The following is a 20,965-nucleotide window of genomic DNA, read 5'->3' on the forward strand; positions in this document are numbered from 1 at the left end:
CCACCTCCGTTCAGGTCAGATGCCGGTCACAGGTGGGCGGAACGCCACAGGGCTTCGAGGCCGCCGGCGCCGCCGCCATCGGTCTCGTAGGAGAGTTGGGAGGGGCCGACGTCGAGGAAGAATTCCTTGATCGGGACCGACAGGGTGTCGGTGATGTCGGCGGTGTGGTCGGCGTCGCCGATCTTCACGGTGCCGCGCTGAGTGTCGACGACCAGGAGTTCGCCCGCGCCGATGGTGAGGTCGAAGGCGAGGATCCGATCCAAGGTCTCGTTGACGACGAGCGGGTTCATCGCCGGTCCGGGGAAGCGGAGCAGCGGGTTGGTGTAGACGTCGCCGTCGTTGACCAGCGCTGTGGGGGCGGAGTCGTTGGCCGCGATGACGACGGACTGCTGTTCCAGGCTGTAGCGGCGCGGGTCCGGGCACATGATCGTGATGACGGGTTCGGGGGCGCCCACCGAGTAGGAGCCGTCCATCACCCCGGTCCGGTCAATGACCTTCCCGAACGCCAGCAGAGTCTCGGTGTAGCCGCGGACGACGAGCGGCCACAGGCTGTTGTCGCGCAGGATGCGCGTGTCGTGGCGTAACTGCCTCAGCAGCGCCGACACCTGCGTCGGGTCGGAGATCGAGTCCACCTGGAGCCGGATCTGCACGATCCTCCGCTGCGCCAAACTCCTACCGGCGAACGCGCCATGCCTGGCGGGCTCCTCCACCGACAGGTCGTCGATCTGCGGCAGCGACTCCCACCCGGAGATCTCCCGCACCCGGAACAACGTCCCGTCGCCCCACAGCCGACCGTTCCATTCCACCTGCCCGTCGCCGGTGATGCTGTCACCAGGCAGGACCGGCACCGACACCCCAGGCGTCGGGATGACTGCGACCGCGTCCACCGTCGTGGCGTTGATGGTGGTGTTGAACGTGGCCGTGACCGCCGGTGTTGGAATGTCCGCGACCGCGTCGACGGTCGCGGCGCTGACGGTGGCGTTCCGGATCGCCATGATCGCCGGGGTGGGGATGTCCGCCGTCGCGGTGACGGTGGCTGCCTCGACCACCTCGGCTGCTCCCGCTGTCACCGAGGGCGTCGGAATGACCGCCACAGCGGTCACAGTGTTCGGGCGGATGGTCTGCCCGGCCGACACCCCAGGTGTCGGTATGTCGGCGACCGCGTCGACCGTGGCCGGGCGGACGGACTGGCCCGCGGACACCGAAGGCGCGGGGATGTCGGTGACCGCGTCCACGGTTGACGGGTTGATCGTCGCGCCGACTGACCCGGTGGTGATGGCGACCGTGACACCGGCCCGCATATCGGGAGTCACCGAAGAGGTGAAGTCAGCCGTCCCCGTCGCCCCGCCACCGGTCAGGATCCGAGTCGCCGCCGACGCGCCCAGGTTCTTGCCCGGCACGTTGCGGTCTTGCTGCTCGGTGAGCCCGCCTGGAGGCGTGAACGTTGCCGCGCTGGCCGCCGCAACAGCCGCGCACCGGATCTCCAGATCGGCGCTACCCGCAGGCGTCACCGAAGGGGTGGTCACGGCGGTGCCGGTTCCCGCGAAGGAGCCTGCGACGACCGGCGTCGAGGTGGCGCCGCCTGATGCCGCGACGATGATCGCCACGCACTGGTTGTCGTGGGCGAAGCTGTACGTTGCGGGTTCGGACGCTCCGGCGGCCTTCCACCACGTCTTGACGCTGAGCCCTTCGCCGCCGACCACCGTCGAGCCGAGCTGCGCCCACGCCGCCCCACCGGTCGGGGTCGTCATGCTGGTGTCGTCGTTGACGTACCCGGCCTGGAACGCAATCAGCACATCGCCCGCGACGACGCCGGTCGGCTTAGGGCAGGTGAACGACCCGGCAGAAGATCCGCTGGCAGAACTGGAGGACCGGTAGGCGACCGCCACGTCCACCCCCTAGGAAGCAGGAAAGCCGCCACGAGGGCGGCGAATGGACGAAGCGGAGAACCGTGCAGCTGTTACGGGATGTAGTCGAACCGGCCGATGCCGTTGGCATGCCACGACACCAACAGGGTGCCGTCAGCGGTGGCGTAGGCAGTGCCCCAGTCGATGCCGATGATCAGCCGCCTCGCCGCCGGCGACAGGTAGTCGGCGAGGATGATGCCGCCACGCACGCCGGTCAGCGTGCTGGACGTCCACTGGACGTTGTCGCCGCTCCAGATGATGTACCCGCCCGAGGCCAACAGGACGGTCCCGGTGACCAGCTTGCCGGCCGCCGTGTACCCGGTGCCGACGATCTCGCCCGTGGTGGAGTACGCCGGGTTGCCCGCGTTGAAGTCCGGCGTGATCGTGTTGTCGTACAACGCCAGCTTGGCCGTGTCGAGTTCGAGATCGATGCCGAGCTGGGTCGTGCCGAGCGCGTCGGAGATCGTGTCCCCGTACCAGCCTGAACCGCCCCACGCCATGTCAGCCCCCCATCCGGATCACAGCATCACGGCCCGGCCTGCCCTCGGGCGGGCTGCCCATCGTCTTGGCCCACGCGCGGAACTCGTGCACTTCACGCCCGACTTCCTTCATGCGCTGGTACGCCTGCGCCGCCGCCTCGTCGTCGCCGGACTCCCGCGCCGCCCGCACCGCGTCCTTCGCTTCCGCCAGACGGTCCTGATACTCGGCGCACACGTCCAGGAACTCCGCCTCACGCCGCGCCTGCATGGCGGCGAGCCTCGCGCTCGTCACAGCGCCCCCACGTTGACGAAGCGGCCGTTCTCGTAGCGGCCGACCACCAGCGGCGCGTTCAGGATCTTCACGTCCTGCCCGTTGTGCCGCATCCGGACCCGGTTACGAAGCTGGTCTTCGATCACCTTTACCCACCTGCCGTCACCGTCCCGGTACTCGCGCACCTGGTCTTGGGTGGCGGCCGTGCGACCGCCACGAATGTGCTGGACCGACCGCAGCCGGGCCAGGTCCGCCGCCTGAGCGGCGATGATCTCGGGCATGCCGAAACCGCCTCCCTACCGATGTGAGGAAGGCCCCAGGCATACCGCCCGGAGCCCCCGGCTAGAACCCCTTGGAATCGATCCGGGCGCTCAGGTACGACGCCACCAGATCGGCGTCAGCACGCTCCCGGACCACCAGGTCACCCTGGATCGTCACCAGACCGCCGCCCGACCGGCCAGCCGAACCGCTTCCAGGCACCGACCCGCCGCCCGACGCCGAAGGCGCAGAGGTCACCATGCGAGGCGCGGACACCTGCTGAGGAGCAGACACCCGGCTGGAGTTGACCGGACCGGACGTCATCATCGGCGACGACGTCTTGCCGCCCAGTTGCAGGCCGAAGTCGTCCGCGACCTGCGACATGATGCCGATCGCCCTACCCCGGTACTGGGACGCGTACGGGATGTACGCCTCGCGACCGGCCTCCGCGTACACCGTGTTGCTGCCCGCGATCAGCGTCGCCTTGTCGGTGATGTTCGGCGGAGGCGACATCGAAGACGAGCCGCGCACCCCGCCGGCCGCCATCAGGTCCACGCCTGACGTCGTCTGGATGCCGCCCGCGGCCTTCGGCTTCGGCGACTTCGTAGGAGCCTTGATCCCGACCGGGATCTCCACCGGCTTGATGTTGAGCCACTCCTGAACGAGATCGTGGAACTGCTTGCGCGCTTCCTCGGTCTTCAGCTTGATCTCGACTTCCTTGGACTTCAGCTTGTCCAAGACCTCCTTGAAGTCCTTGGCCCCGTTCATGGCCTTGATCGCGTCCTCGCGGCTGATGCCGTACGCCTGCGCCAGCAGGATGATCTGCTCGCGGGCTTCCTTGTTCTTCCCGGCCAGCGCGCCAAGCTGAGGCAGCTGCTCGAGGACTGCCCGCGTCCCTGCGAGCGTGTTGTCTCCCAGCGTCTTCGCCCCATCGGCAGCACTCCGTACGCTCTCGATGTAGGCACCAAACTTTTCGCGCGCCTGAATGACGGCATCGCGCTGCTTGTCGGTCATGCGGGCGTTGACGTCCAACTTCCCGCTCGCCGCCTCGATCGCCTTCTCAGCCTCGTTGTAGGCGGACTTCATGCTCTGGAGCGCCTGCAAGGCGTCGGTCCGGCCGGCGAACGTGGACAGCGACTGGTTGAAGCCGTCCATCTGCTGCTTGGCCTGATCGACTCCGGCCGCCGCCTCGGCCGAGGCGGTGCCGGCCACCCGGACGGCCTGACTGTAGGTCGGCAGAAGCTCCTTGAGCTTCTCGACAGGGATGCCCTGCTTGGCTGCCTGCTGCGCGAGCTGGTCGAACGCCTTCGCGGCCATGTCCGCGTTGCCGGACTGCACCATCCCAGCCAGCGCGGTGTCCAGGTCGGTGAACTTCTGCTCCAGCCGGTCCACTTCGGAGTCGATGCCGGGCAGGATCGCGAGTATCTCCGACAAGGGGTGGAGCCAGTACATTTCACCGAACGACGGGTCTTGCAGTTCCCTCAAGCCGTCACCGAACAGGCGTGCCGCCTTTGAGGCATCATCGAACGCGCCACCCCACTGGTTGCCGAGGTCTCCAGCCCACTTGCCGGACTGACCCAGCTCGGTCAGCGCGAGCGTGAGCTTGTCGACGCCCTCAGACTGGCCGCCGAGTTCGGACAGGATGGAGCCGGTCGCCTCGAAACCGACGACCGCAGCTGACACGCCGATGGCGGCCTTGCCGAGGGCAGCCATCTTGCCACTGGCCTTGCCCGCCGACGCTCCCGCAAGCTCGATCCCGCCCGCGAAGTTCTGCCACGACTTGACCGCTCCCATGCCGAGGGTGGCGAGCTTGATAGCGCCGATGGCCAGAGCGATGCCCCGAATGTGTTCCGGGTCCATCCCTGAGACGATCTGGGCGAGCAGGTTGAGCCCGGAGAACGCGCCGACGCCGAGCGGAGCTGCGGCCTTGGCGATGTTGCCGAGCGCGCTCGCGACGTTCTTGATCAGATCCCAAACTTGGGGGGCATTCTCCTTCACGTAGGCGATGAACTCGTGGAACTCCGGCGAGTTCTTCAGGTTCTGGCCCCACTCGGAGAACGCCTTCGACGCCTTCTCCACGCCACCGACGATGGTCGGCGTGAACGGCAGGAAGGCGTCCAAGATCCCGGCGACCCCTGTGGCGATGTTGCCGAAGGAGCGCCCCAGGCCGACGATCGCGCCGGGAATTTGGGTGTTGACGTTGTAGAGGAAGGTGTTCCAGAACGGCCCCGCGAGAGCCTTCTCAGCATCACGCAATAGCACCTGGAATGCCGCCGACGACGACTGCACCAGCGGAGTCAGCTTCGGCAGGCTGGACTGCATCAGCCCAAGCCCTTGGGAGATGACGCCGAACACCTGAGGCTCCAGGGACCGCTGCCAAGCAACGTACGCGTCCTGGAACGACTTCAGATCCTTCGCCAGCTCCCGTTCCTGCTTCGACAGGCCGGCGAAGGCGTCCTTGACCTTGTTCGCCACACCGCCGCCGCCAGACATGGCCTGCGCCTGCTGCTGGTGTAGCTGCTTAAGCTGCTGCTCGGCCTGCGAGACCTTGTCCTGTGCCTGCTTCAACCGGTCGAGGGCCTGCTGGTACTCCTTGGTGCCCTTCACGCCTTCGCGGTTGGCCTCGGCCGTGTCCTTGCGGGCCCGCTGGGTCTTGACCTCCTGCTCGCGGCTCCTCTGCTGAGCCTGCTCCAGGCTCAGCTGAGCCCGCTCGATCTCCAAAGCGGTCGCCTTCGGGTCTCTCTGAAGATCGGCCAGCCGCGCCTCAGCCTCACGCGCCGCGAGAGCGGCATCCTTCTGACTGAGGATGCTGCGCTCCATCGAGAAGTTCATGTCCTCCAGAGCCCGACGCCCGGCCTCGCGGGCGCGCGTCAGATCCTCCTGGGCCTGCTTCTCCTCCAGGTGAGCGTCTTTCAGCCGCTTCTCAGCCTGCTCAAGCGCCGCCGCCTGCTGCGCCGCATCTGCGGCGGACCGGCCAGCGCCACCCGTCGCACTTCCCGCGGACTGGGCCGCGCTCTCCTGGGCCTTGAGCGCCTCGCTGACCCGCTTGAAACCCGGCACAGCAACCGCCGAGAATGCTGCGGCACCGACGCCAGCCGCGGCGAACGCCGACCCGAGTGCGGTCACGCCGACCGCGATCGTGGTCACGGCCGGCAGAGAGGCCAGGGCTGCGCCTACGAGGGCAATGCTGGTTAGAGCGCCGCGCACGTCCGCGTTGACCTGCACATTGGCGTCCTTGCCATTAACCCTGGACACCTCAGCATCGACCGCGCGCAGCTCTGCCAGCGCGGCGCCGATGTCGGCCTTGACGTTGATGTCCGCTTCGTTGCGCTGAAGCTGCTCCAGCTCGCGCTCGATCTCACGGATCTGCGCCATCGCGTCCGCTGCGGACACGTCAATGCCGATCTTCTTGTCGGCAAGGGAGTCCATCTGCGAGCGAAGCTGCGCGAACTTCACCTCAGCCGCGGTGCTATCCGCGTCAATCTGGATCTTCGGCAGCGCGCGGGTAGCCGCCTCCAAGCGCTGCCGCATCCTGTCCGCGGACGCGCCCGTCTCCGTCATTTGACGAGACAGGTTCTGCGTCTCCCCCTTGGCCTCCCGCATGCCGGCGACGAACCCGGAAACTCTTGCCCGAAGGTTGATCGAGACACTGCGGTCGGCCACGACTCACCGCCCATCTGGTCACAAATTGAGCCGTTCGAGGCAGATGGGGCGTTGGAACGTGTCATCATCGCGACGGATCGGGGGATCTCAGCCGAATGGAGAAGCGACCATGTTCCGACGTGTCGAAGACATGGAAGGCGGCGCCGACGACCCCCGCGACGTCAGCGAGTGGTGGAAGGCCGGCGGCAAGAACACCATCGTGCCGCTACTGATCTTTATCGGCTTCATCTTGCTCATTGCCGCGATCTTCAGCTGACCTGCTCGACGTACCGCAGCAGCGCCCCGGGACGGACGGTCGGCATCTTGGCGCGCTGCTCATCATCCTTGAGTTTCGCGTCGCATCCGTAGCAGCGTGCCGGGTCTGGCACGTGGTAGGCGTGGACGGGTTCGCCATCCTTCATGGCGGTGGTCTCCTCCAACTGGAGGCCGCACCCGGGGCATTTGCCCGCCACCCACCGCCGCCACGCCTGCGCCCACGACACGTCCTCAGGGAGCCAGCGAGGCTCCCATGTCGTGACAGTGCGGACAAGGCGATCGTCCTCGTACACGAACTCGGTGGTCGCCTGTGCTTGGCGTCCCAGCAGTTCACTGCGTGGGACGCCCCACATCGCGGCTACTTCGAGTTCTTCCTGGAGCTCTGGAGAATCGCGGAGGCGGCGAAGGAGAAAGGGACATCCACATCCCGCTTGTTCACCGAGAAGGCCGCGGTGACGAGACTGTCCCATTGCGCCTGCGTGAGCACGTCGGCGAGCTGCTCCGCCTCTTCCACGCTCATCTTGGGCTCGACAGCGCAGGCAGACACCAAAGCGACCGAGAAGGTTTCCCAGTCGACCTCCGCACCCTTCTCCCTGTCCTCCTCATTCGGCGGACATGAGGCCACCAGATCGGAGTACTCCTTGCGAGGCTTGCCGCGGAACCTGAACACGCGGGTGTGCTCACGCATCCGCTCCCGCAGCTCCATGATCTGCTGAGCTATCTGCGTCGCCATTGGGTTGGCGCCGCCCGCCAGCGTCCCCTCGGCGGGCTGGTCGCGGGCAATCGCCAGGTCCCGCTCCAGGTCCTCAAACTCGGCCTGAAGGTCACCGGCGAGGCAGATCGGCACTGTCTTCTCGGGCCGCTTAACCTGGCTGATGATGTCCGCGACGCTCGCGGCCTGGGCTGCGGCCATCAGGCCACCGTCGCCTCAGTCGTGTACGTGCCGGACGCGTACAGCTTGAGCTGCACCTTCTCATACGACTCGCGCTCGGGCGCCATCGGCCGGCGCTCGCCGCACGTCACGGTGTACACCTCGACCTTCTGCGCGCTGGCGTACGGGGTCGCGGCGGCGACACCGCGGCGCACCACCAGGCATCCGGCGGTGCCGCGCGTCATGACCGACCACATGCGGTCCGCGGCGGCGGAGGAGTCGCGGTAGTAGGTGAGCTCGATCTGGGCCTTGGTGCGGCCGGGGCTCTCGAAGTCCTGTGTGCTCGCGAGGACGTTGCCCTCGACGGTGCCCTCGTCGAACGAGATGTCGAGGCCGTCGTCGGTGACGGTGTTCTCCAGCGCGACGATCGCGGCGTCCGTCAGCTCGGCCACGGTCGGCGCGGAGATGCTGCCGATCACCGGGACGAACGTCGCCTTCGTGTTGCCGTCAGTGAGGCGCTTGGACACGGCCTACTCCTTGTCTTCCGAGGCAGGCCGAGACGCCGCCTTCTTGCCGGTCTGGGTGGGCTCGGCGGGCGCTTCGGGCTCGTCGCCGGGCAGGATCGTGTAGCCGTCGCGGTGCTCCCAGAAGGAGCGCGCGGAGGCGTCGATCTCGAAGGTGTTGCCGTACGGGTCGCGGATCGTCAGCGTGGCCATCGGCTACACCCGCTCGTAGGTGAAGGTCACCGAGGTCGTAGCCGACCAGGTGAGAGCGATCAGTCCATCGGCCGGGTCAGCCCACCTCCGGTTGACGCGGATCGCCTTCGTGGCACCCGTGGCGATGCTGCGCTTGGGGTCCGGGTTGGGCTCACCGTCCTCGTTGTTGCCAGGCACGGCGAAGGTCACGTCCACCGGCGAGGCGCCGCCGTTGGTGACCCGGATGAAGGCGTTGTCGTCAGGCGTGAGCTTGTCTCCGGCAGCTGCGGTGCGGGAGGTCGGGACCGTCCCCGCGAACGTGATCGCCTCTGCTGTGTAGGTAGCCATACGGGCTCTCCTCAGGGCATGAAAAAGGCCCGCACGATAGCGGGCTGGGGAAACGTGGGAAGTTAGGCGGGATCGCTCCGAGTCAGCCACTGCGACGTGGCAATGAACACGGTCAGAGACTCGTCGTCGCGCCGAACGGGCTGCGCGGATTCCTGCACAGCAGGCCACACTCGCTGCCCGGCAACGGTCGGAACCCCGGCGAACAGCGCGGCCGTGACCTTGTCGGCCACCCACGCCGCCTGATCAGGCGTCTTACCAACCGCGGTCACCTGGTAGCGAACCTCGGTGGGAGCGTCGTTCGTAAGGCTACGGTGGAAGGCCGACTTGAGCCCCTGCGTCGGGTAGAGCACCGCATACGGCCCCTCCGCGCCCGCAGCGGCCCCAGCCCAGTAGAACGAGCACGTCGGCACCGCTGCCCGAAGCATCGCCAGCAGACCGTTCATCAACGCCAGCGACGGGACCGCGGTCACAGCAGGCCCTTTGCGATCTCGTCCAAGCTCTTGAGGAACTTGGGCTCCTGCCCGATGACCGCCTGCCAGCCGTCCAGGTGCGGCGGTTGGTTACGCGACCCGTACTCAAACCCGCGGCCCATCGAACCTTGCGGGAGACGGGTTTCCGGCCCGACCTCCCACTCGGCCGCGTCCGCAGCGGGAACCTGCTCGGCGGTGATGCTCTTCGGGTAGTGCTTGCCGTGACGTCCAGCGCTCTGTTTGGCATTGTCCCGCCACTGATCGCGGAGCGCTTCAGCGTGCTCTTTCACCACCGGGTACGCGCGACGAGCAGCCTCCTGCTCGGCGCCATCGAACACCTGGATAAGGGCTTCAAGGTCGCTGGAGTCCAGATCGGCCATCAGCCCTCCTTGTCCTCAACGAGGATCCGCCGCGCGGTCGACGTGCCTGCGAGGGAGATGCCGATGACTTCGAGCTGCCGGCCGATCAGCCACGCGTCATCAGAGGTTGTGACAGTCAGCCGGTCCTCGCGCTGGATCTGCCCGTCGGCGTCCCACGGCAGCACGGCCACGTACTGGCCCAAGGTGACCTCGTGCTCACCCCACTCCGTCTCCGAGCTGGAGCGGGGCTTGATCCGGCACTTCCCGCTGTACACGGTGAGGTACGGCTGCACGAGCTCGCCGGTCTCCTCGTTGAGCACCGGATCGCCGTCCTTGCGGTCTACCGTGCAGGTGTCCCGCATCAGGCGGAGCGCCGCGGCGCGGCCGGCGGCCAGAACGGATTCGACGCTCATGACAGCGTCACGCTGAACGCGCCCTTGCGGTAGCCGCGGAGTTCGTCCTTCTGGTCCTTGTTCAGCCGGGCATCGCCGACTGTCTCGGTGGCGTAGGTCACTGAGTAGTCGTCGATCGACTCCGACCGGAGGCCGAGGAGGTTGCTCACGTTGGTGGTGGCCAGCGCGAGCACGACGTCCATGACGTCGTCAGGTGTCTCTTGGTAGCCGTGGCTGCAGATGAGCCGCACTCGTGGCGCCCAGACTCCCCGGATCCGGTTGTAGGGCCAGCCCATCAGCCGGTTGGTCCAGTAGTACGGGTAACCGCGGGTGAGTTCGTCGCCGAGCCGGGTGTAGTCGGTCCCCTCGGTGAGGGTCAGGTCCAAGCCGCCGAAGTCGCCGAGTTCGACGACGGTGAGCGGGTTGGAGCCGTCCACCACGAGAGGCCGTTGCGGCACCCTCAGGACACGGTCTCCGCCGTCCACGTCGATGGTGTCGCCTGCGGTGAAGGTGATCTGCTGGCGGGTGTAGGACCGCACCCGGGCCGACGCTCGTTTGAGGGCGAGTTCGGCCTGGGGAGTTGGGAGTGTGGTTTGCAGGTGGGTGTTGAGGTCGGCCACCGTGGCAAGCGGAGGCAGAGACACGGTGGCCTCCCGTCAGCGTCCGAGGATTTCGTCGAGCTGGCTGATCAGCGTGGAGCGAGGCTTATCCCTTGCGGACTCGGCCTCGCGCGCCTGCGCCGCCCGCTCCTGGTCGTCGCCGACCCAGATGAGGATGGCGCTTATCGTGCCGTCGATGTTCAGAACGTCTTCATCAGCGGGTGGCGACTCCTGCACCGGTTCCGGTTCGAACGGGCCGACTACCGATCGCGCCTCATCGTCGGCGGGCTCGACGGCCGCGCGGATGCGCAGCAGATAGGCGGCAATGTCGCTGGAGATTTCCTCGCCCTTCGCAACCCGCACCGGCACCAGGTTGTAGAAGAACGTGAAGTCCTCTGTTGCCGTTACCAGCATCGTCACGCTCCTGTCAGACGATCGTCGCTGGGTCGACGCCCTGGACGAGTTTGCGCAACGCCGTCTCCGGTTCGGCTGCCGTTGAATACGGCCCCGCGTTCAGGATGACGTTGTCGCCCTTCACTGCGATGGAGTACTGGGATCCGGTAAGCCGGACCTCCAGCACGCCTATCAACTGGCTGTTGATGTAGCCAGCGTTGCATTTCCACCACATCAGGCGGCACCGTGCTCGACCACGACCGCACGCTTGAACAGCGCCGCGTCGCCGGTGGTGGAGTCGGACGGGACGCCGAAGTCGCCCACCCAGCTCCAGGCTGAGCCGATGATCTGCTGGAGACGGTCCTGCGGCGGGCGGGTGATCATCGCGACCTGGACGCCGTTGGCCGGGCCGATCATCTGAATCGCCGGGAAGTCGGACACGTCAGTCTCCGCCAGCAGCGAACCCATGCGCTCGAACGGAGCGGCAATGAACGCGTCTCCACCGAACACGATTGGCCGGTGCACGGTAACGGTTCCGCCCGAACCGCCAGCCACGGTCGGCGTTTCGTTGTCGCGCACCCAGTCGATGCCGCCGAACCGGCCGATGGACAGGTCGCGGTAGATCGGGCTATCGACGCGGCCGGTCAGGGCCTGCTTGAAGTCGGCGTCGTCGAAAAGCTGCGTTTCGGTGTCGGGGTCGATGTGGGCGGTGTAGTAGCCGCCGTTGGTCGGCACATTCATCTTGCGCAGCCGCGCGACGGCCGCGCGGAACAGCTTGAACGTGGCGAAGTCGGAGGAGTTGTTGGAGAGGTTGAACGCAGTCGCAGCAGTGCCGGGACGGACGCTGAACGGCGCGTTCGCAGCCACAACGGAGTCGCCCACCACATCCGCGCGAGCAGTGCCCAGCGTCAGCGTGCTGGTGCCAGCGTTGACGCCGGTCACCGTGTTGGCGACCCCCGCGATCGTGACATTCAACGGATTGGCACCCGACACGGGGGTGGGCTTGCCGTTGACCAGGACCGTCTCGAAACCCTTCACCGACTGAACGATGATCGAGGTGTCAGAGGCACCTGCCGTGGTCGCCCAGGTGCGACCGCCCATGTAGGCGTTGTACAGCTTGTCGCGGGCGATCCGGTTGAGCGACTGCCCAGCCGAGATGGCGAGCTTCTGCACGTCCTCCAGGTACTTGGACGCCAGGGACATGCTCGACTGGAGCAGATTGGTGTCCATGGCGATGCCGTACTGGTCCATGGTCACGCTGTACTGCTCGATACCGTAGGACTGGGTCGCCGGATCGTTACCGGTGATAGGCGTGGTGACCGGGTTGAGCAGGCCGGTCCGGGTGAACGTTCCGGTGTCGCCCAGGTTGGCGTTCCACGGCCGCTGATTGGCGATCATCGGGTAGAGGAACTCCGGAAGGAGCGCCTCCTCGAAGGTCCGGTAGAGCAGACCGTTCTGCATGATCTCGCGGATCTGCGGGATCAGTGTGGACCGCACGTCGTGGCGGTCGAGCTGGAACGCCCAACGGGCGGTCTTGTTCATGAATCACTCCTCAGTGATCTGAATGGACACGAGGTCCGGGTGCTGCCGGGCAATCTCCTGCAGCCCGAGCAGCGCGGTCTGTGCGATGGCCGACACCGCGGCGCACACGCGGCCTTGTTCGGCGTGGCCCTCGTGCCCGTCCACCTCAATCGAGGTGTGTCCCGGCCCCAGGTGGGCGCGGATACGGATCATCGTGTTGGGCGTACGCCGAGTTTCTGCAGCTCGGCCACGAACGCTGCCTTGTCCGCGGTGCGATAGTCGGTCGGTTCGGGCTCCTTGCGCGGACCCTGCGACGGGTCCGGCTTGGGCGTCTTCTTCAGCGGCACCGCAGCCTGCTTGCGCAGGTGAGGCTTGCGCTCCAGCAGGTCGTCCAGGTCGGCGCGGATTGACTCGACGTCGATCTCGCCGCCATCGCCCGCGTACGTCGCCAGGTCGAGGAACGCGTGCGCGTCCTCAGGGTCAGCGAACACATCGGCCGCGAGCGCCTTCACCTCCGCGCGCACCGCACGCTCCGTGGCCTGCCGGGCTCGCGCCTCAGCCTGCTCGGTGCGCTTGGCGAGCTTCTCGGTCTCGCTCTTGTCGCGGTCCTCGAACTCGGCAACCTTCGCCGCCAGCTCGTCGGCCCGCCTCTTCGCCTCGGCGGCTTCCTTGCGAGCCTTGGCGCGATCGGCCTTCATCCGGTCGAGCGCCTGCTTGCCCTTGTCGCCGAGCTCGGGCGTGTCGTCCGTCTCGGGTTCGGGGTCCGGCTCTGGATCCAGGTTGCCCGGGTCGTCGTCCGGCGGCTGCGGGTCCTCATCGAAACGGGCGAGGTCGAACAGCCAGGGTCGGTCATGGAACATTGATCGGTCTCCCGTTGCGGGATCAGCCCCACACCCTTGCGGCGCGGGAACGTCTAGATGAGGTAGCGGTAGCGGCGCAGCAGGCTGATGGCCTGCTCACGGTCGCCCGCGGCATCTCGGTAGATCTGCTCAGAGGTCGGGCGGGCATCGCGGCCGGCGCCGTAATGGCCCCGGCGGCTCGTGCCCTCCCGCGTGTACTGGCGCCCGCCTGCAACGTATGTGGCGCCCTTGCGGCGGGCGTTCACCACCTGGCCGATGTCGGCGCCGTCGCGGATCGCCTCCGCGGCGGCCTTACCGAAGGACCGGTCCTGCTGCTCGCGTGACATCGCGTCGAACGCCTCGCGCGGCGACTGGACCAGCAGCCGTTCTGGGCTGTCTGCGGTGATCGGCAGGTGGTAGCAGTCGCAACCCGGATGGCGGGCAAACCCTTTGCTCCAGGCGTACTGCCGGCCTGCCAAGACGATGCAGCGCCCGCAAGAGGGAGGGGTCAGCATGCGGACGTAAGAGACGTAGCGGCGGTTGGCGACCACGCCGACCCCGACAGCGGTACGGCCCGCGTCGACGGTCTCCGTGTCAAGGATCCGCACCAGCGACGCCAGCCCAGAATTGAGCGCCAACGTGTCGTCGGCGCCGGCAGCAAGCAGTCCCAGGACGCGCAGGATGGGCTGCATCAGCAGCGAGCGGAGATCCCGGCCATCCGCGGCCACGCCGGCGAACGCTGCGGGATTCACGACGCCAGCCGCGAGTGGGGAGATGCCCTGTTCGCGAGCGAGAGCCGACAGGTACGGCTGGGCGAGCGCCGCCGAGGTCCTCTGCCCGAGGGTGAGCACCTGGACTATCGCCTCCAGGACGGCCAGCCAGGACTCCAGCACGGACCCCGCCTGGACGCTCCCCCACAGGGCCTGCCCTTCCTCGACCGTGGCCCGCACGACCGTCTGCTGAGCTTGGTAGTGGGCTTGCGCGACCTGCTCGACAGCCATCACGCCACCGGTTCAGGTTCGGGCTCCTGCTGCTCCTGGGGCGGCTTCGGACCGGTCAATGCGGCAAGGTCGCCAGCCATGACCCGCTGGAATGCGTTCTCGGCGGCCTTCTCGTCCTCTTCCTCCATGCGTTCGATCTGGACCTGCGTGTAACCGAGATCCTCGCGCGTCTGACGGAGCGGCACGATCTTCGCCGTGTACAGCTTCACCGCGGCGTCGGCCTTCTGCGCGATCGTCGGAGTGGATGCGTCCCGCCACAGCGTCTCCAGGCTCTTGGCATCATCGTCCGACTCGTCGCCGCGCACCGCCAGGACAAGGCGCTGCACCCTCTCCCACGAGCCGCCGAAGCCTCTGTGCTTGCGCTCAGCCCGCTTGATCAGACGCGATTCATCCGACCGGATCGCATCCGCGGAGGCCGGGTTGTCGGTGGCGTGGCCGAGGAAGCGCGACGGCAGCCCTCCGAGGGAGGCGACCATCATCGCCAGCAGCTTCAAGGTCTCGTGGAAGTTGGAGAGGTTGGCTTCGGGGAACTGACCGACCTCGACACCGTCATCGGTCTTGTGCTTCGGGATGGCCCAGATTCGGCCGATGATCCGCTTCAGGGCGGAGATCTTGCGGCCCTGCTCGTCCTCGAAGTCCTCCTCGCCCACGCCGATCGCGTAACGGCGAGGGACGGCGTGGAATTCGCCGGACACCATCATGTCGGTGGCCATCTTGCAGGCCGCATCCGAGATGGGGACGATCGGCTTCAGCTCGGACACGCCGAGGGGGCACTTGGTGCGGGCCCGGTTCACGATCGGCACGACTGGGACTTCGCCGAGATCGTGTGTGTCCCGCTCGTGCTCGGAGTCCTCGGCCCAGTCGTTGTCCCGCTTCACCCACCACACGGTGACGTCGGGCAGGTAGAGGGTGGCGTGCTCAACCTTCCCGTCTTCGTCTTCCTCGGTCCACCGCTTGACCGCCGCCGTCACCTGCCGCGTGCGCGGGTCGTGCTCGGCGAACACCTCCAGCGGCGACTCCACCGTGACGATCGGGGTCGCCTTGTCGTCCTCGTTCGTGCCCACGATCACGTAGGACCGGCCCATCACCAGGGCATCCACGTGCGCCTGCTGGGACTGCTCGTCGAGGTCGTTGGCCTGCCAGATCCGCCACAGCTCAACGTCGGCCTCGGCCTGCCGGCCGAACCTGAACCCCTCTACGTCGAGCCTCTCTTCGAGGCTGTCCACGACGAGCCGCGGCCACTCGACCACGACCTGCCGAACTCGCTCGTCCAGCTCTTGGATCAGCTCCGGAGCCATGTAGCTGAGCGGCTGCCGCCCTTCATAGTAGGCGTCCCACTTCTTCAGCTCGGGCAGTTCCCTGTCGTGGCACTTGATCAGGTGCATGAGCCACTGCTTCTCGGTGCGAGCCATGTCACCTCATCACGATCACCTTAGAGGGGCGTCTCTTCCGGAACAGGCCAGCGGCCTGGGCGTCGCCTGCGGCCTCGTGCGCGAGCACGGAGCAGACGGCGAGGTCGATCTTCTGCGTCTGGTTGGGCTTCTCAAGGACGTAGCGTTGGCCCGGCCTGGGCGCCTTGCGGGCGTTCTTGACGTGGATGGCCGTCTGCTGGCACCCGTCGTGAGCAAAGCTCGATTCGGCCTTCACAACGTCCGTCAGCAGCCTCTCCGTGGCTGCGTGCATCTGAGCCGGCCGATAGGTGGCCCACCGCACCACAACCTTGTCGCCGTACCGCTCCACCCAGGCGTCGATCTCCGACGCCCAGCCGGGCGGGTCAGCGTACATCCGCACCACCTTGTACCGCGTCATGAGCTCGTCGACGGCCGCGGCCACTTCGAGCCGCGGCACCTGGCCGCCGAACTCCGCCGGGTTCCAGATGGTCGGACGCTGATCGGGTCCGTAGGTGGGCGTGAACTGGAAGCCCTCTGCGGTCTCCGCCCGCAGGCCCGTCCAGTCGTCACTGTCCGAGCCGTCGAAACCGAGCACGACCGGCACGCCGTCAGGCACCGTCCGGACATCGGCCCGCTCGTCCCAGCGCTCGCCGTCCAGCCAAGCACCGGAACCGTACACGATCCTGTTGCCGAAGAACCGCTCCGCCTGGGCGGGATCAGTCTCAGCCAACTCGGCACACTCAGCCTCGATCATGTCGACGCTGGCGTGAGGCGAGTGCGCGTAGTTCAACCGCAGGATCTTCCGCCGCTCGGCCTTGTTGCCGAACGACAGGTTCGCCGGCGGCGGCTTGTAGAACTTGAAGACGTCCTTCGCCTGGCCCTCGAACGTGCGCTGCGCCGTCGACTGCTCAGCCGGGTTGAAGCAGTTCGTCGTCTCCATCGACCGGCCGCCCATGCCCGCGGCGCCGCGCCGCATCGTCTCAGCGACCTTCACCAGCTTGTTAGTCACGTTGTATAGCTGCGACTCGTCCTGAAGGCAAAAGATCAGCGGGTTGCCCAGCCGAGACATGGCGCTGGACGTGACGACCTCGATGATTCCGTCGTTCGGCAGCCGGATGAAGCCCTCGCGGACCTTCATCTGCTCCGACAGTCGCGGCCCTCTCGCCATCGCCTGCAAGGGCCGATACACGTTGTCGACCTGGTCCTCGGACGTGGCCAGCAGCTGGATCAGCGGAGTCGGCCACGGCATGCCCATCGGCTCGCCTGGCTGATACCGGTAGGTCCACCCGCACCCGCACCCGTGATCAGCGCACCGGTAGACCTCTCCACCTTGCGCCCACCCGGCGAACACGACCGGGCCAACCGCCTCAGCAGAGACGATCGTCGCCGACCATGGACCCTTGCCGGTCTTCTGCGGGGCGATGATCTGCGAACGGCGGTAGAAGAACGCCGCACCGCGGGTGGGCACGCCGTTCTTGCCGTACGCCCTCGCGTTCGGCTTGATCCGGTAGTGGTTGAGCGTGCACCAGAGCTGCCAGTCGTACATGCGGAACGCGCGGCCCTTGCTGAACCCGTCCGGGACGATGCAGTGCCGCTGAATCCACGCCGGAACGATGAACAGGGTCGGGAAGTCGACGACGTACTCGTCAGCCGCCGCCATTGGTCACGACCGCGAACCGGGACCGCACATCCTCGGCGTCATCGTCGAGGTCGTCGTCCTTCTCTCGACGCTTGGCCGCTAGGTCATCTTCGGCGATCTTCCAGCCGTTCTCCTTCAGCCCGGCTGGCGTCAGCCCGATCTGGTCGGCGTACCGGATGACGACGTTCCCGAGCGCCGCTGAGGCGTCCTCGGCTTCCATCCGGACCGACCAGCGCACCCACATGGCGACTGCTCGCCACCGCCAGGCCTGAACCGACCACGCCGCGGCCTGAGGCGTCGACCAGGCTTCCGCCCATACCTCGAGCTCGCGTCCGGTCGCCAGCGGCAGCGGGAACTCTGGCGGCTCGCCGTCGTAGCCTTCGGCCGGCAGGGCAGTGAACACCACCCCGCGCTGCTCCGAACGCCCCGACGACTCGTCAGGCTGCGGACCAGACCTGTTCCGGGCACCTCCACGCGCCATGATCGATCACTACTCCCTCACCGCGTTGCGCGGCATCAGGCCAGCCAGTCACCTTGCGTGACAGGCCGTAACGTTTGAACCCTCCGCACATGGCAGAGACCTCCCCCGCGGTCCTCAAATGTGGATCTTGAGGGGGTTTCCCCCCACCCCTTCACGCACCGTTGCCGGCAGCCCATCCTCCTGGCTGGTCTCGTGCCGTGCGCTTGGAGTGGTGGGCATGCGTTAAAGCTCTGAGGTTCGATGGGTCGTGACCACGTGGGCCCTTGGGTCCGAGCCCGTCTATGTGGTCTACGTCTGTGGCCATGGGCCTGTGCTCTACAGGTAGGGCCATGCAGGTGTCGCACTCACAGCGTGGGTGTGTGCGTAGGTACGCCTTGCGTGTGCGTGCCCATGCCCTGTCGTAGCCACGGGATGAGGCGCTGCCTCGCTTCTGCTCGGCCTCGCGCTTGCAGTCATCGCACCTGCCACGTGCGCACAGGGCTGGACAGCCAGGCGTGCTGCATACCTTCAACGCTGGCATGGGCTAGGTGTGGATGATGCCGGCGTCGTTGAGGACGGCGAGGAACAGGCCGGCGCTCAGCAGCGCTATGGGCCATGCCTTCTGGGTGGCGGCGAGGATGAGGCTGGCGAGGAGTGCTGCGAGGGCGAGGATGAGCAGGACGTTCATAGTGGTTCTCCGTTCCTGCGTTGATTACGTTCGGTAGGTATAGCGCCCGGTGATCGGAAGCCTTTCGGCCTAGATTCTCACTCTGCGTTATCGGCTCGGGTGCGTGGTACCTGGCTGTAGTCCTCGCCCTCAACGGGCTCAACCTCGTGGGCGCGGAACCACGCAGGGCGGGGTTCTTGCAAACCGCCCGAGTAGCCGGGGGCGATCTCAACGATCTCGACGAGCGCTTCCCACTGGCCGTTCCGGAGTCGCCGCCACTCCAGGAGACCACCAGCCCTGGAGGGGTGGCCGGGAAGGCGTACGACAGGCGGGCGGTCCATGTAGGCGAGGATACCCAGGGGTCGAACGGGTATTCGAGAGTGGTCCGGGCGGACGGCCAAGCATGCGGCGTGCGGCTAGGAACCGTCCAGCCCGGAGGTCTACGAGGTCCGATCGCTAGCCGGGGCAAGCCTCAACGTGATGGACGAGACGCCATCGACATCGCGGCCGTAGGCGTCCCAGCCGACGATCTGGTAGCGCTTGTCGAACATGGTGACGATCGACTCCATCTCGGGGCGCGCAGGTAGCACGACCGCGACGGGATCAGCATCGACAGCGGGCGGAGTCCAGCCGAGAGCGACCAGGGCGTCTCTGGTGGCGTCCGAGATGTACAGGTGAGGCGTCTCAAACTCCATCTGCTCCACTTCGACGATGCCCATCTCCAACTCGATACGTGGAGCGTCGCCGGGGTCGAGAGACATCTGGAGGGAGCGGACGCCTCGTGAGAGGTCTTGGCCGTCCACATGGAGCTGGTGGGCGCCGAAGCCGTTAGCGTTCGGGGTGATCGTCACCTTGTGCCGCTGCATGCGGGAACTCCTTGAGGGTGTTTCGGGAGGGCGTCGGCCTGGCCTGCGCCCGTGGACCCCTCAGTCCCACAAGCCAGGCCGACACCAGGGGGCTCCAGCAGCAATCGGGGAAGAAGCTGCCGGGGCCGGGGCGCTGCTCCCCCGCGAGTGGGAGTAGCGCGTCTATGGGGATCTCTAGCGGCGTATAGGGCCGGACATGTGAGAAGCCCCTCTCCGTTCGGGGTGACGGAAAGGGGCTTCTCGACGGCTCTCGCCGAAGCTATCAGGATGGATCATGTCACCTAGTCGTTGCTCACGCAACTACTGGCACGCGTTCGCCCCTCTTCGTGTCGCTGACCGGCGTCATCAGGTCGATCACGTCGCCGACACGGAACAGCATCCGGTCCAGGTCGTCGAGGCCCGAGGGCTGGAGTTTGCGCCTGGCCACCCACGTGTGCAGCAGGGCGGGCTTGATCGGCCGGATCAGTGAGGTGAGGGCGCGAGCGATGGCTGGGGCGGGCAGCTCGCGTTCCTCCAACGCCTGGAGCATCCAGTCCCGGCGGCCCTGCACCTCGTACACGAGCCGGTCGCCGTCCTCGTCCCGGCACCAGCGGCACGTGACTCGGGCGGCGTCGGGGCGGGCGTACAGGTCGGCGTCGCACACGTCGCAGGCTCCGGCGTAGATGAGGTCCCGTGGGGGCGTGTCGGTGGCGTAGCGGGCGTTGCGTGCGGCGGTCAGGATCTCCTCGACCGCGTCTGGTCCGGCCGGGTGGGCGATGAGGGCGCCGGCGTGCCGGTGCAGCCAGGCGGCTACGTGTGCGGGGTGGTGGTGGGGTTCGCGGCCGAGATCCACGTACATGCAGGACGGGTGGGAGCACGTGCCGCAGGTAGGCCCGTGCAGCACGTGGACGGAGGCGACCAGGACGCGCGCCCAGCCGAGCAGGATCGCGGCCAGATGGTCGGCGGCCTCGGAGGCGCGTTCGTTCCACGGGAGAGGCTTCTCGGGGCTGCGTCCGCCGACGCTTCCGCTGGTGAGGCGGGTCTGTCGGCTGATTGCCAGGTCCAGGTCTTCGGCAAGTCCTGGAACGGCTTCGAGTTCTCGGTGAAGTTCAGCGGTGCATGCGCCGCAGATGCGGGCCGAACCGGGCATGATGCGGTCGCAAATCGCGACAGGGCAGTCCAGAGCCACGATGTCCCCCTGAGAGCTGAAGTACGCTTTTGGGAGACCTGGGGCGGTTTGGGTCGGTGAGGGTTGTGGGGTTGAGGCGGCTTCCCGTGGGCGCGGGGAGCCGCTTCCGTTTTGATCAGCTTAGTGCCACGTTTCCGCAGGTGGCATCCGAGCGACCTGCGCTTACTCGGGCACCTCTTTCAGGAGACCGGTCCAGAAGCGCATCAGGTCCTCGCCGCTGATGCGCGCGTAGTGGACGCGCTCGCGACCTCGGTAGACGGCCACCTCGGTGATCGGCTTACCGTCCGGGGTGAACGAGGTGTGCAGGCTGGTCCAGTCGTCCGGGCCTGGCTGCCAGTCGGGGAAGGCCAGCGCGGCGGCGTGCTGTTGGAGGGATTTAATCCACCGGTCCTGGGCGTGCGGATGGTGCATTAACTCACTTTGTCATCCCATATCCATGATCGGGCGAATATG

The 20,965-nt window shown here is 67.0% G+C and carries 28 protein-coding genes; 1 reads left to right on the forward strand and 27 read right to left on the reverse strand.

Annotated features, from left to right (window positions below; all coding sequences use genetic code 11):
- Positions 1-26 precede the first annotated feature (26 nt).
- From ABT294_RS00535 to ABT294_RS00555, 5 genes are all read right to left on the reverse strand, one after another.
- Entirely contained in the window at positions 27-1,889 is a 1,863-nt protein-coding gene (locus ABT294_RS00535; RefSeq protein WP_350802507.1) for a hypothetical protein, read from the reverse strand.
- Positions 1,890-1,960: 71 nt separating this feature from the next.
- Complete coding sequence (locus ABT294_RS00540; protein ID WP_350802508.1) at positions 1,961-2,407, reverse strand: hypothetical protein; 447 nt, start codon at positions 2,405-2,407, stop codon at positions 1,961-1,963.
- A gap of 1 nt (position 2,408) precedes the next feature.
- Complete coding sequence (locus ABT294_RS00545; protein ID WP_350802509.1) at positions 2,409-2,678, reverse strand: hypothetical protein; 270 nt, start codon at positions 2,676-2,678, stop codon at positions 2,409-2,411.
- Positions 2,675-2,938, reverse strand: a complete 264-nt coding sequence (locus ABT294_RS00550; protein WP_350802510.1) for a hypothetical protein — start codon at positions 2,936-2,938, stop codon at positions 2,675-2,677. Before ABT294_RS00550 ends, ABT294_RS00545 begins: the two co-directional genes overlap by 4 nt.
- Before the next feature lie 61 nt (positions 2,939-2,999).
- Positions 3,000-6,578 (reverse strand): coiled-coil domain-containing protein, encoded by a 3,579-nt coding sequence (locus tag ABT294_RS00555; protein ID WP_350802511.1) that lies wholly within the window; start codon positions 6,576-6,578, stop codon positions 3,000-3,002.
- Between the two features lie 109 nt (positions 6,579-6,687).
- On the opposite strand from ABT294_RS00555, the gene ABT294_RS00560 reads away from it, so the two are divergent.
- Positions 6,688-6,834: a hypothetical protein gene (locus tag ABT294_RS00560; RefSeq protein ID WP_350802512.1), complete on the forward strand. Its 147-nt coding sequence runs from the start codon at positions 6,688-6,690 to the stop codon at positions 6,832-6,834.
- Here the strand turns inward: ABT294_RS00560 and ABT294_RS00565 are convergent.
- From ABT294_RS00565 to ABT294_RS00670, 22 genes are all read right to left on the reverse strand, one after another.
- The gene (locus ABT294_RS00565) at positions 6,827-7,186 is read right to left on the reverse strand and encodes a hypothetical protein (RefSeq protein ID WP_350802513.1); all 360 of its coding nucleotides are present in this window, start codon (positions 7,184-7,186) and stop codon (positions 6,827-6,829) included. The genes ABT294_RS00560 and ABT294_RS00565 overlap by 8 nt on opposite strands.
- A gap of 5 nt (positions 7,187-7,191) precedes the next feature.
- Complete coding sequence (locus tag ABT294_RS00570) at positions 7,192-7,746, reverse strand: hypothetical protein (protein ID WP_350802514.1); 555 nt, start codon at positions 7,744-7,746, stop codon at positions 7,192-7,194.
- The gene (locus ABT294_RS00575) at positions 7,746-8,231 is read right to left on the reverse strand and encodes a phage tail tube protein (RefSeq protein ID WP_350802515.1); all 486 of its coding nucleotides are present in this window, start codon (positions 8,229-8,231) and stop codon (positions 7,746-7,748) included. The genes ABT294_RS00570 and ABT294_RS00575 overlap by 1 nt, the downstream gene beginning before the upstream one ends.
- Positions 8,232-8,234: 3 nt before the next feature.
- A complete protein-coding gene (locus tag ABT294_RS00580) occupies positions 8,235-8,420 on the reverse strand; it encodes a hypothetical protein (protein WP_350802516.1) in 186 nt (61 codons plus the stop codon).
- 3 nt (positions 8,421-8,423) lie between these two features.
- The gene (locus ABT294_RS00585; RefSeq protein ID WP_350802517.1) at positions 8,424-8,747 is read right to left on the reverse strand and encodes a hypothetical protein; all 324 of its coding nucleotides are present in this window, start codon (positions 8,745-8,747) and stop codon (positions 8,424-8,426) included.
- A gap of 62 nt (positions 8,748-8,809) precedes the next feature.
- Positions 8,810-9,217 (reverse strand): hypothetical protein, encoded by a 408-nt coding sequence (locus ABT294_RS00590; RefSeq protein ID WP_350802518.1) that lies wholly within the window; start codon positions 9,215-9,217, stop codon positions 8,810-8,812.
- On the reverse strand, positions 9,214-9,597 hold the full coding sequence (locus tag ABT294_RS00595) for a hypothetical protein (RefSeq protein WP_350802520.1): 384 nt from the start codon (positions 9,595-9,597) through the stop codon (positions 9,214-9,216). The genes ABT294_RS00590 and ABT294_RS00595 overlap by 4 nt, the downstream gene beginning before the upstream one ends.
- Positions 9,597-9,989 carry a DUF6093 family protein gene (locus ABT294_RS00600; RefSeq protein WP_350802521.1) on the reverse strand — a complete coding sequence of 131 codons (393 nt, stop codon included), beginning with the start codon at positions 9,987-9,989 and terminating at the stop codon, positions 9,597-9,599. Before ABT294_RS00600 ends, ABT294_RS00595 begins: the two co-directional genes overlap by 1 nt.
- The gene (locus ABT294_RS00605) at positions 9,986-10,612 is read right to left on the reverse strand and encodes a head-tail connector protein (protein WP_350802523.1); all 627 of its coding nucleotides are present in this window, start codon (positions 10,610-10,612) and stop codon (positions 9,986-9,988) included. Before ABT294_RS00605 ends, ABT294_RS00600 begins: the two co-directional genes overlap by 4 nt.
- Positions 10,613-10,624: 12 nt before the next feature.
- Positions 10,625-10,987 carry a hypothetical protein gene (locus ABT294_RS00610; RefSeq protein WP_350802524.1) on the reverse strand — a complete coding sequence of 121 codons (363 nt, stop codon included), beginning with the start codon at positions 10,985-10,987 and terminating at the stop codon, positions 10,625-10,627.
- 7 nt (positions 10,988-10,994) lie between these two features.
- The gene (locus ABT294_RS00615) at positions 10,995-11,195 is read right to left on the reverse strand and encodes a hypothetical protein (RefSeq protein ID WP_350802525.1); all 201 of its coding nucleotides are present in this window, start codon (positions 11,193-11,195) and stop codon (positions 10,995-10,997) included.
- Complete coding sequence (locus ABT294_RS00620) at positions 11,195-12,502, reverse strand: major capsid protein (RefSeq protein WP_350802526.1); 1,308 nt, start codon at positions 12,500-12,502, stop codon at positions 11,195-11,197. The genes ABT294_RS00615 and ABT294_RS00620 overlap by 1 nt, the downstream gene beginning before the upstream one ends.
- 3 nt (positions 12,503-12,505) lie before the next feature.
- Positions 12,506-12,694 carry a ribosomal-processing cysteine protease Prp gene (locus tag ABT294_RS00625; RefSeq protein WP_350802527.1) on the reverse strand — a complete coding sequence of 63 codons (189 nt, stop codon included), beginning with the start codon at positions 12,692-12,694 and terminating at the stop codon, positions 12,506-12,508.
- Positions 12,691-13,341 carry a hypothetical protein gene (locus ABT294_RS00630; RefSeq protein ID WP_350802528.1) on the reverse strand — a complete coding sequence of 217 codons (651 nt, stop codon included), beginning with the start codon at positions 13,339-13,341 and terminating at the stop codon, positions 12,691-12,693. Before ABT294_RS00630 ends, ABT294_RS00625 begins: the two co-directional genes overlap by 4 nt.
- A 53-nt stretch (positions 13,342-13,394) precedes the next feature.
- Complete coding sequence (locus ABT294_RS00635) at positions 13,395-14,321, reverse strand: VG15 protein (RefSeq protein WP_350802530.1); 927 nt, start codon at positions 14,319-14,321, stop codon at positions 13,395-13,397.
- Complete coding sequence (locus ABT294_RS00640; RefSeq protein WP_350802531.1) at positions 14,321-15,733, reverse strand: phage portal protein; 1,413 nt, start codon at positions 15,731-15,733, stop codon at positions 14,321-14,323. Before ABT294_RS00640 ends, ABT294_RS00635 begins: the two co-directional genes overlap by 1 nt.
- Before the next feature lies 1 nt (position 15,734).
- Positions 15,735-17,372 carry a terminase large subunit domain-containing protein gene (locus ABT294_RS00645; protein WP_350802532.1) on the reverse strand — a complete coding sequence of 546 codons (1,638 nt, stop codon included), beginning with the start codon at positions 17,370-17,372 and terminating at the stop codon, positions 15,735-15,737.
- Entirely contained in the window at positions 17,359-17,754 is a 396-nt protein-coding gene (locus ABT294_RS00650) for a hypothetical protein (protein WP_350802533.1), read from the reverse strand. Before ABT294_RS00650 ends, ABT294_RS00645 begins: the two co-directional genes overlap by 14 nt.
- Before the next feature lie 601 nt (positions 17,755-18,355).
- Positions 18,356-18,499, reverse strand: a complete 144-nt coding sequence (locus tag ABT294_RS00655) for a hypothetical protein (protein WP_350802535.1) — start codon at positions 18,497-18,499, stop codon at positions 18,356-18,358.
- Between the two features lie 419 nt (positions 18,500-18,918).
- Positions 18,919-19,344: a hypothetical protein gene (locus ABT294_RS00660; protein WP_350802537.1), complete on the reverse strand. Its 426-nt coding sequence runs from the start codon at positions 19,342-19,344 to the stop codon at positions 18,919-18,921.
- A 292-nt stretch (positions 19,345-19,636) separates the two neighbouring features.
- Positions 19,637-20,512: a hypothetical protein gene (locus tag ABT294_RS00665; protein ID WP_350802539.1), complete on the reverse strand. Its 876-nt coding sequence runs from the start codon at positions 20,510-20,512 to the stop codon at positions 19,637-19,639.
- A 162-nt stretch (positions 20,513-20,674) separates the two neighbouring features.
- The gene (locus tag ABT294_RS00670; RefSeq protein ID WP_350802541.1) at positions 20,675-20,923 is read right to left on the reverse strand and encodes a hypothetical protein; all 249 of its coding nucleotides are present in this window, start codon (positions 20,921-20,923) and stop codon (positions 20,675-20,677) included.
- Between the last annotated feature and the right edge of the window lie 42 nt (positions 20,924-20,965).

This window comes from Nonomuraea sp. NPDC000554 (genome assembly GCF_040300065.1).
Taxonomy (GTDB): Bacteria; Actinomycetota; Actinomycetes; order Streptosporangiales; family Streptosporangiaceae; genus Nonomuraea.

Coding starts and splice junctions, on each gene's coding strand:
- ABT294_RS00540 (WP_350802508.1), bottom strand. CDS start 2,407: ATGGCGTGGGGCGGTTCAGGCTGGTACGGGGACACGATCTCCGACGCG.
- ABT294_RS00550 (WP_350802510.1), bottom strand. CDS start 2,938: ATGCCCGAGATCATCGCCGCTCAGGCGGCGGACCTGGCCCGGCTGCGG.
- ABT294_RS00560 (WP_350802512.1), top strand. CDS start 6,688: ATGTTCCGACGTGTCGAAGACATGGAAGGCGGCGCCGACGACCCCCGC.
- ABT294_RS00565 (WP_350802513.1), bottom strand. CDS start 7,186: ATGTGGGGCGTCCCACGCAGTGAACTGCTGGGACGCCAAGCACAGGCG.
- ABT294_RS00570 (WP_350802514.1), bottom strand. CDS start 7,746: ATGGCCGCAGCCCAGGCCGCGAGCGTCGCGGACATCATCAGCCAGGTT.
- ABT294_RS00580 (WP_350802516.1), bottom strand. CDS start 8,420: ATGGCCACGCTGACGATCCGCGACCCGTACGGCAACACCTTCGAGATC.
- ABT294_RS00585 (WP_350802517.1), bottom strand. CDS start 8,747: ATGGCTACCTACACAGCAGAGGCGATCACGTTCGCGGGGACGGTCCCG.
- ABT294_RS00595 (WP_350802520.1), bottom strand. CDS start 9,597: ATGGCCGATCTGGACTCCAGCGACCTTGAAGCCCTTATCCAGGTGTTC.
- ABT294_RS00600 (WP_350802521.1), bottom strand. CDS start 9,989: ATGAGCGTCGAATCCGTTCTGGCCGCCGGCCGCGCCGCGGCGCTCCGC.
- ABT294_RS00615 (WP_350802525.1), bottom strand. CDS start 11,195: ATGTGGTGGAAATGCAACGCTGGCTACATCAACAGCCAGTTGATAGGC.
- ABT294_RS00620 (WP_350802526.1), bottom strand. CDS start 12,502: ATGAACAAGACCGCCCGTTGGGCGTTCCAGCTCGACCGCCACGACGTG.
- ABT294_RS00625 (WP_350802527.1), bottom strand. CDS start 12,694: ATGATCCGTATCCGCGCCCACCTGGGGCCGGGACACACCTCGATTGAG.
- ABT294_RS00630 (WP_350802528.1), bottom strand. CDS start 13,341: ATGTTCCATGACCGACCCTGGCTGTTCGACCTCGCCCGTTTCGATGAG.
- ABT294_RS00635 (WP_350802530.1), bottom strand. CDS start 14,321: ATGGCTGTCGAGCAGGTCGCGCAAGCCCACTACCAAGCTCAGCAGACG.
- ABT294_RS00640 (WP_350802531.1), bottom strand. CDS start 15,733: ATGGCTCGCACCGAGAAGCAGTGGCTCATGCACCTGATCAAGTGCCAC.
- ABT294_RS00645 (WP_350802532.1), bottom strand. CDS start 17,372: ATGGCGGCGGCTGACGAGTACGTCGTCGACTTCCCGACCCTGTTCATC.
- ABT294_RS00655 (WP_350802535.1), bottom strand. CDS start 18,499: ATGAACGTCCTGCTCATCCTCGCCCTCGCAGCACTCCTCGCCAGCCTC.
- ABT294_RS00660 (WP_350802537.1), bottom strand. CDS start 19,344: ATGCAGCGGCACAAGGTGACGATCACCCCGAACGCTAACGGCTTCGGC.
- ABT294_RS00670 (WP_350802541.1), bottom strand. CDS start 20,923: ATGCACCATCCGCACGCCCAGGACCGGTGGATTAAATCCCTCCAACAG.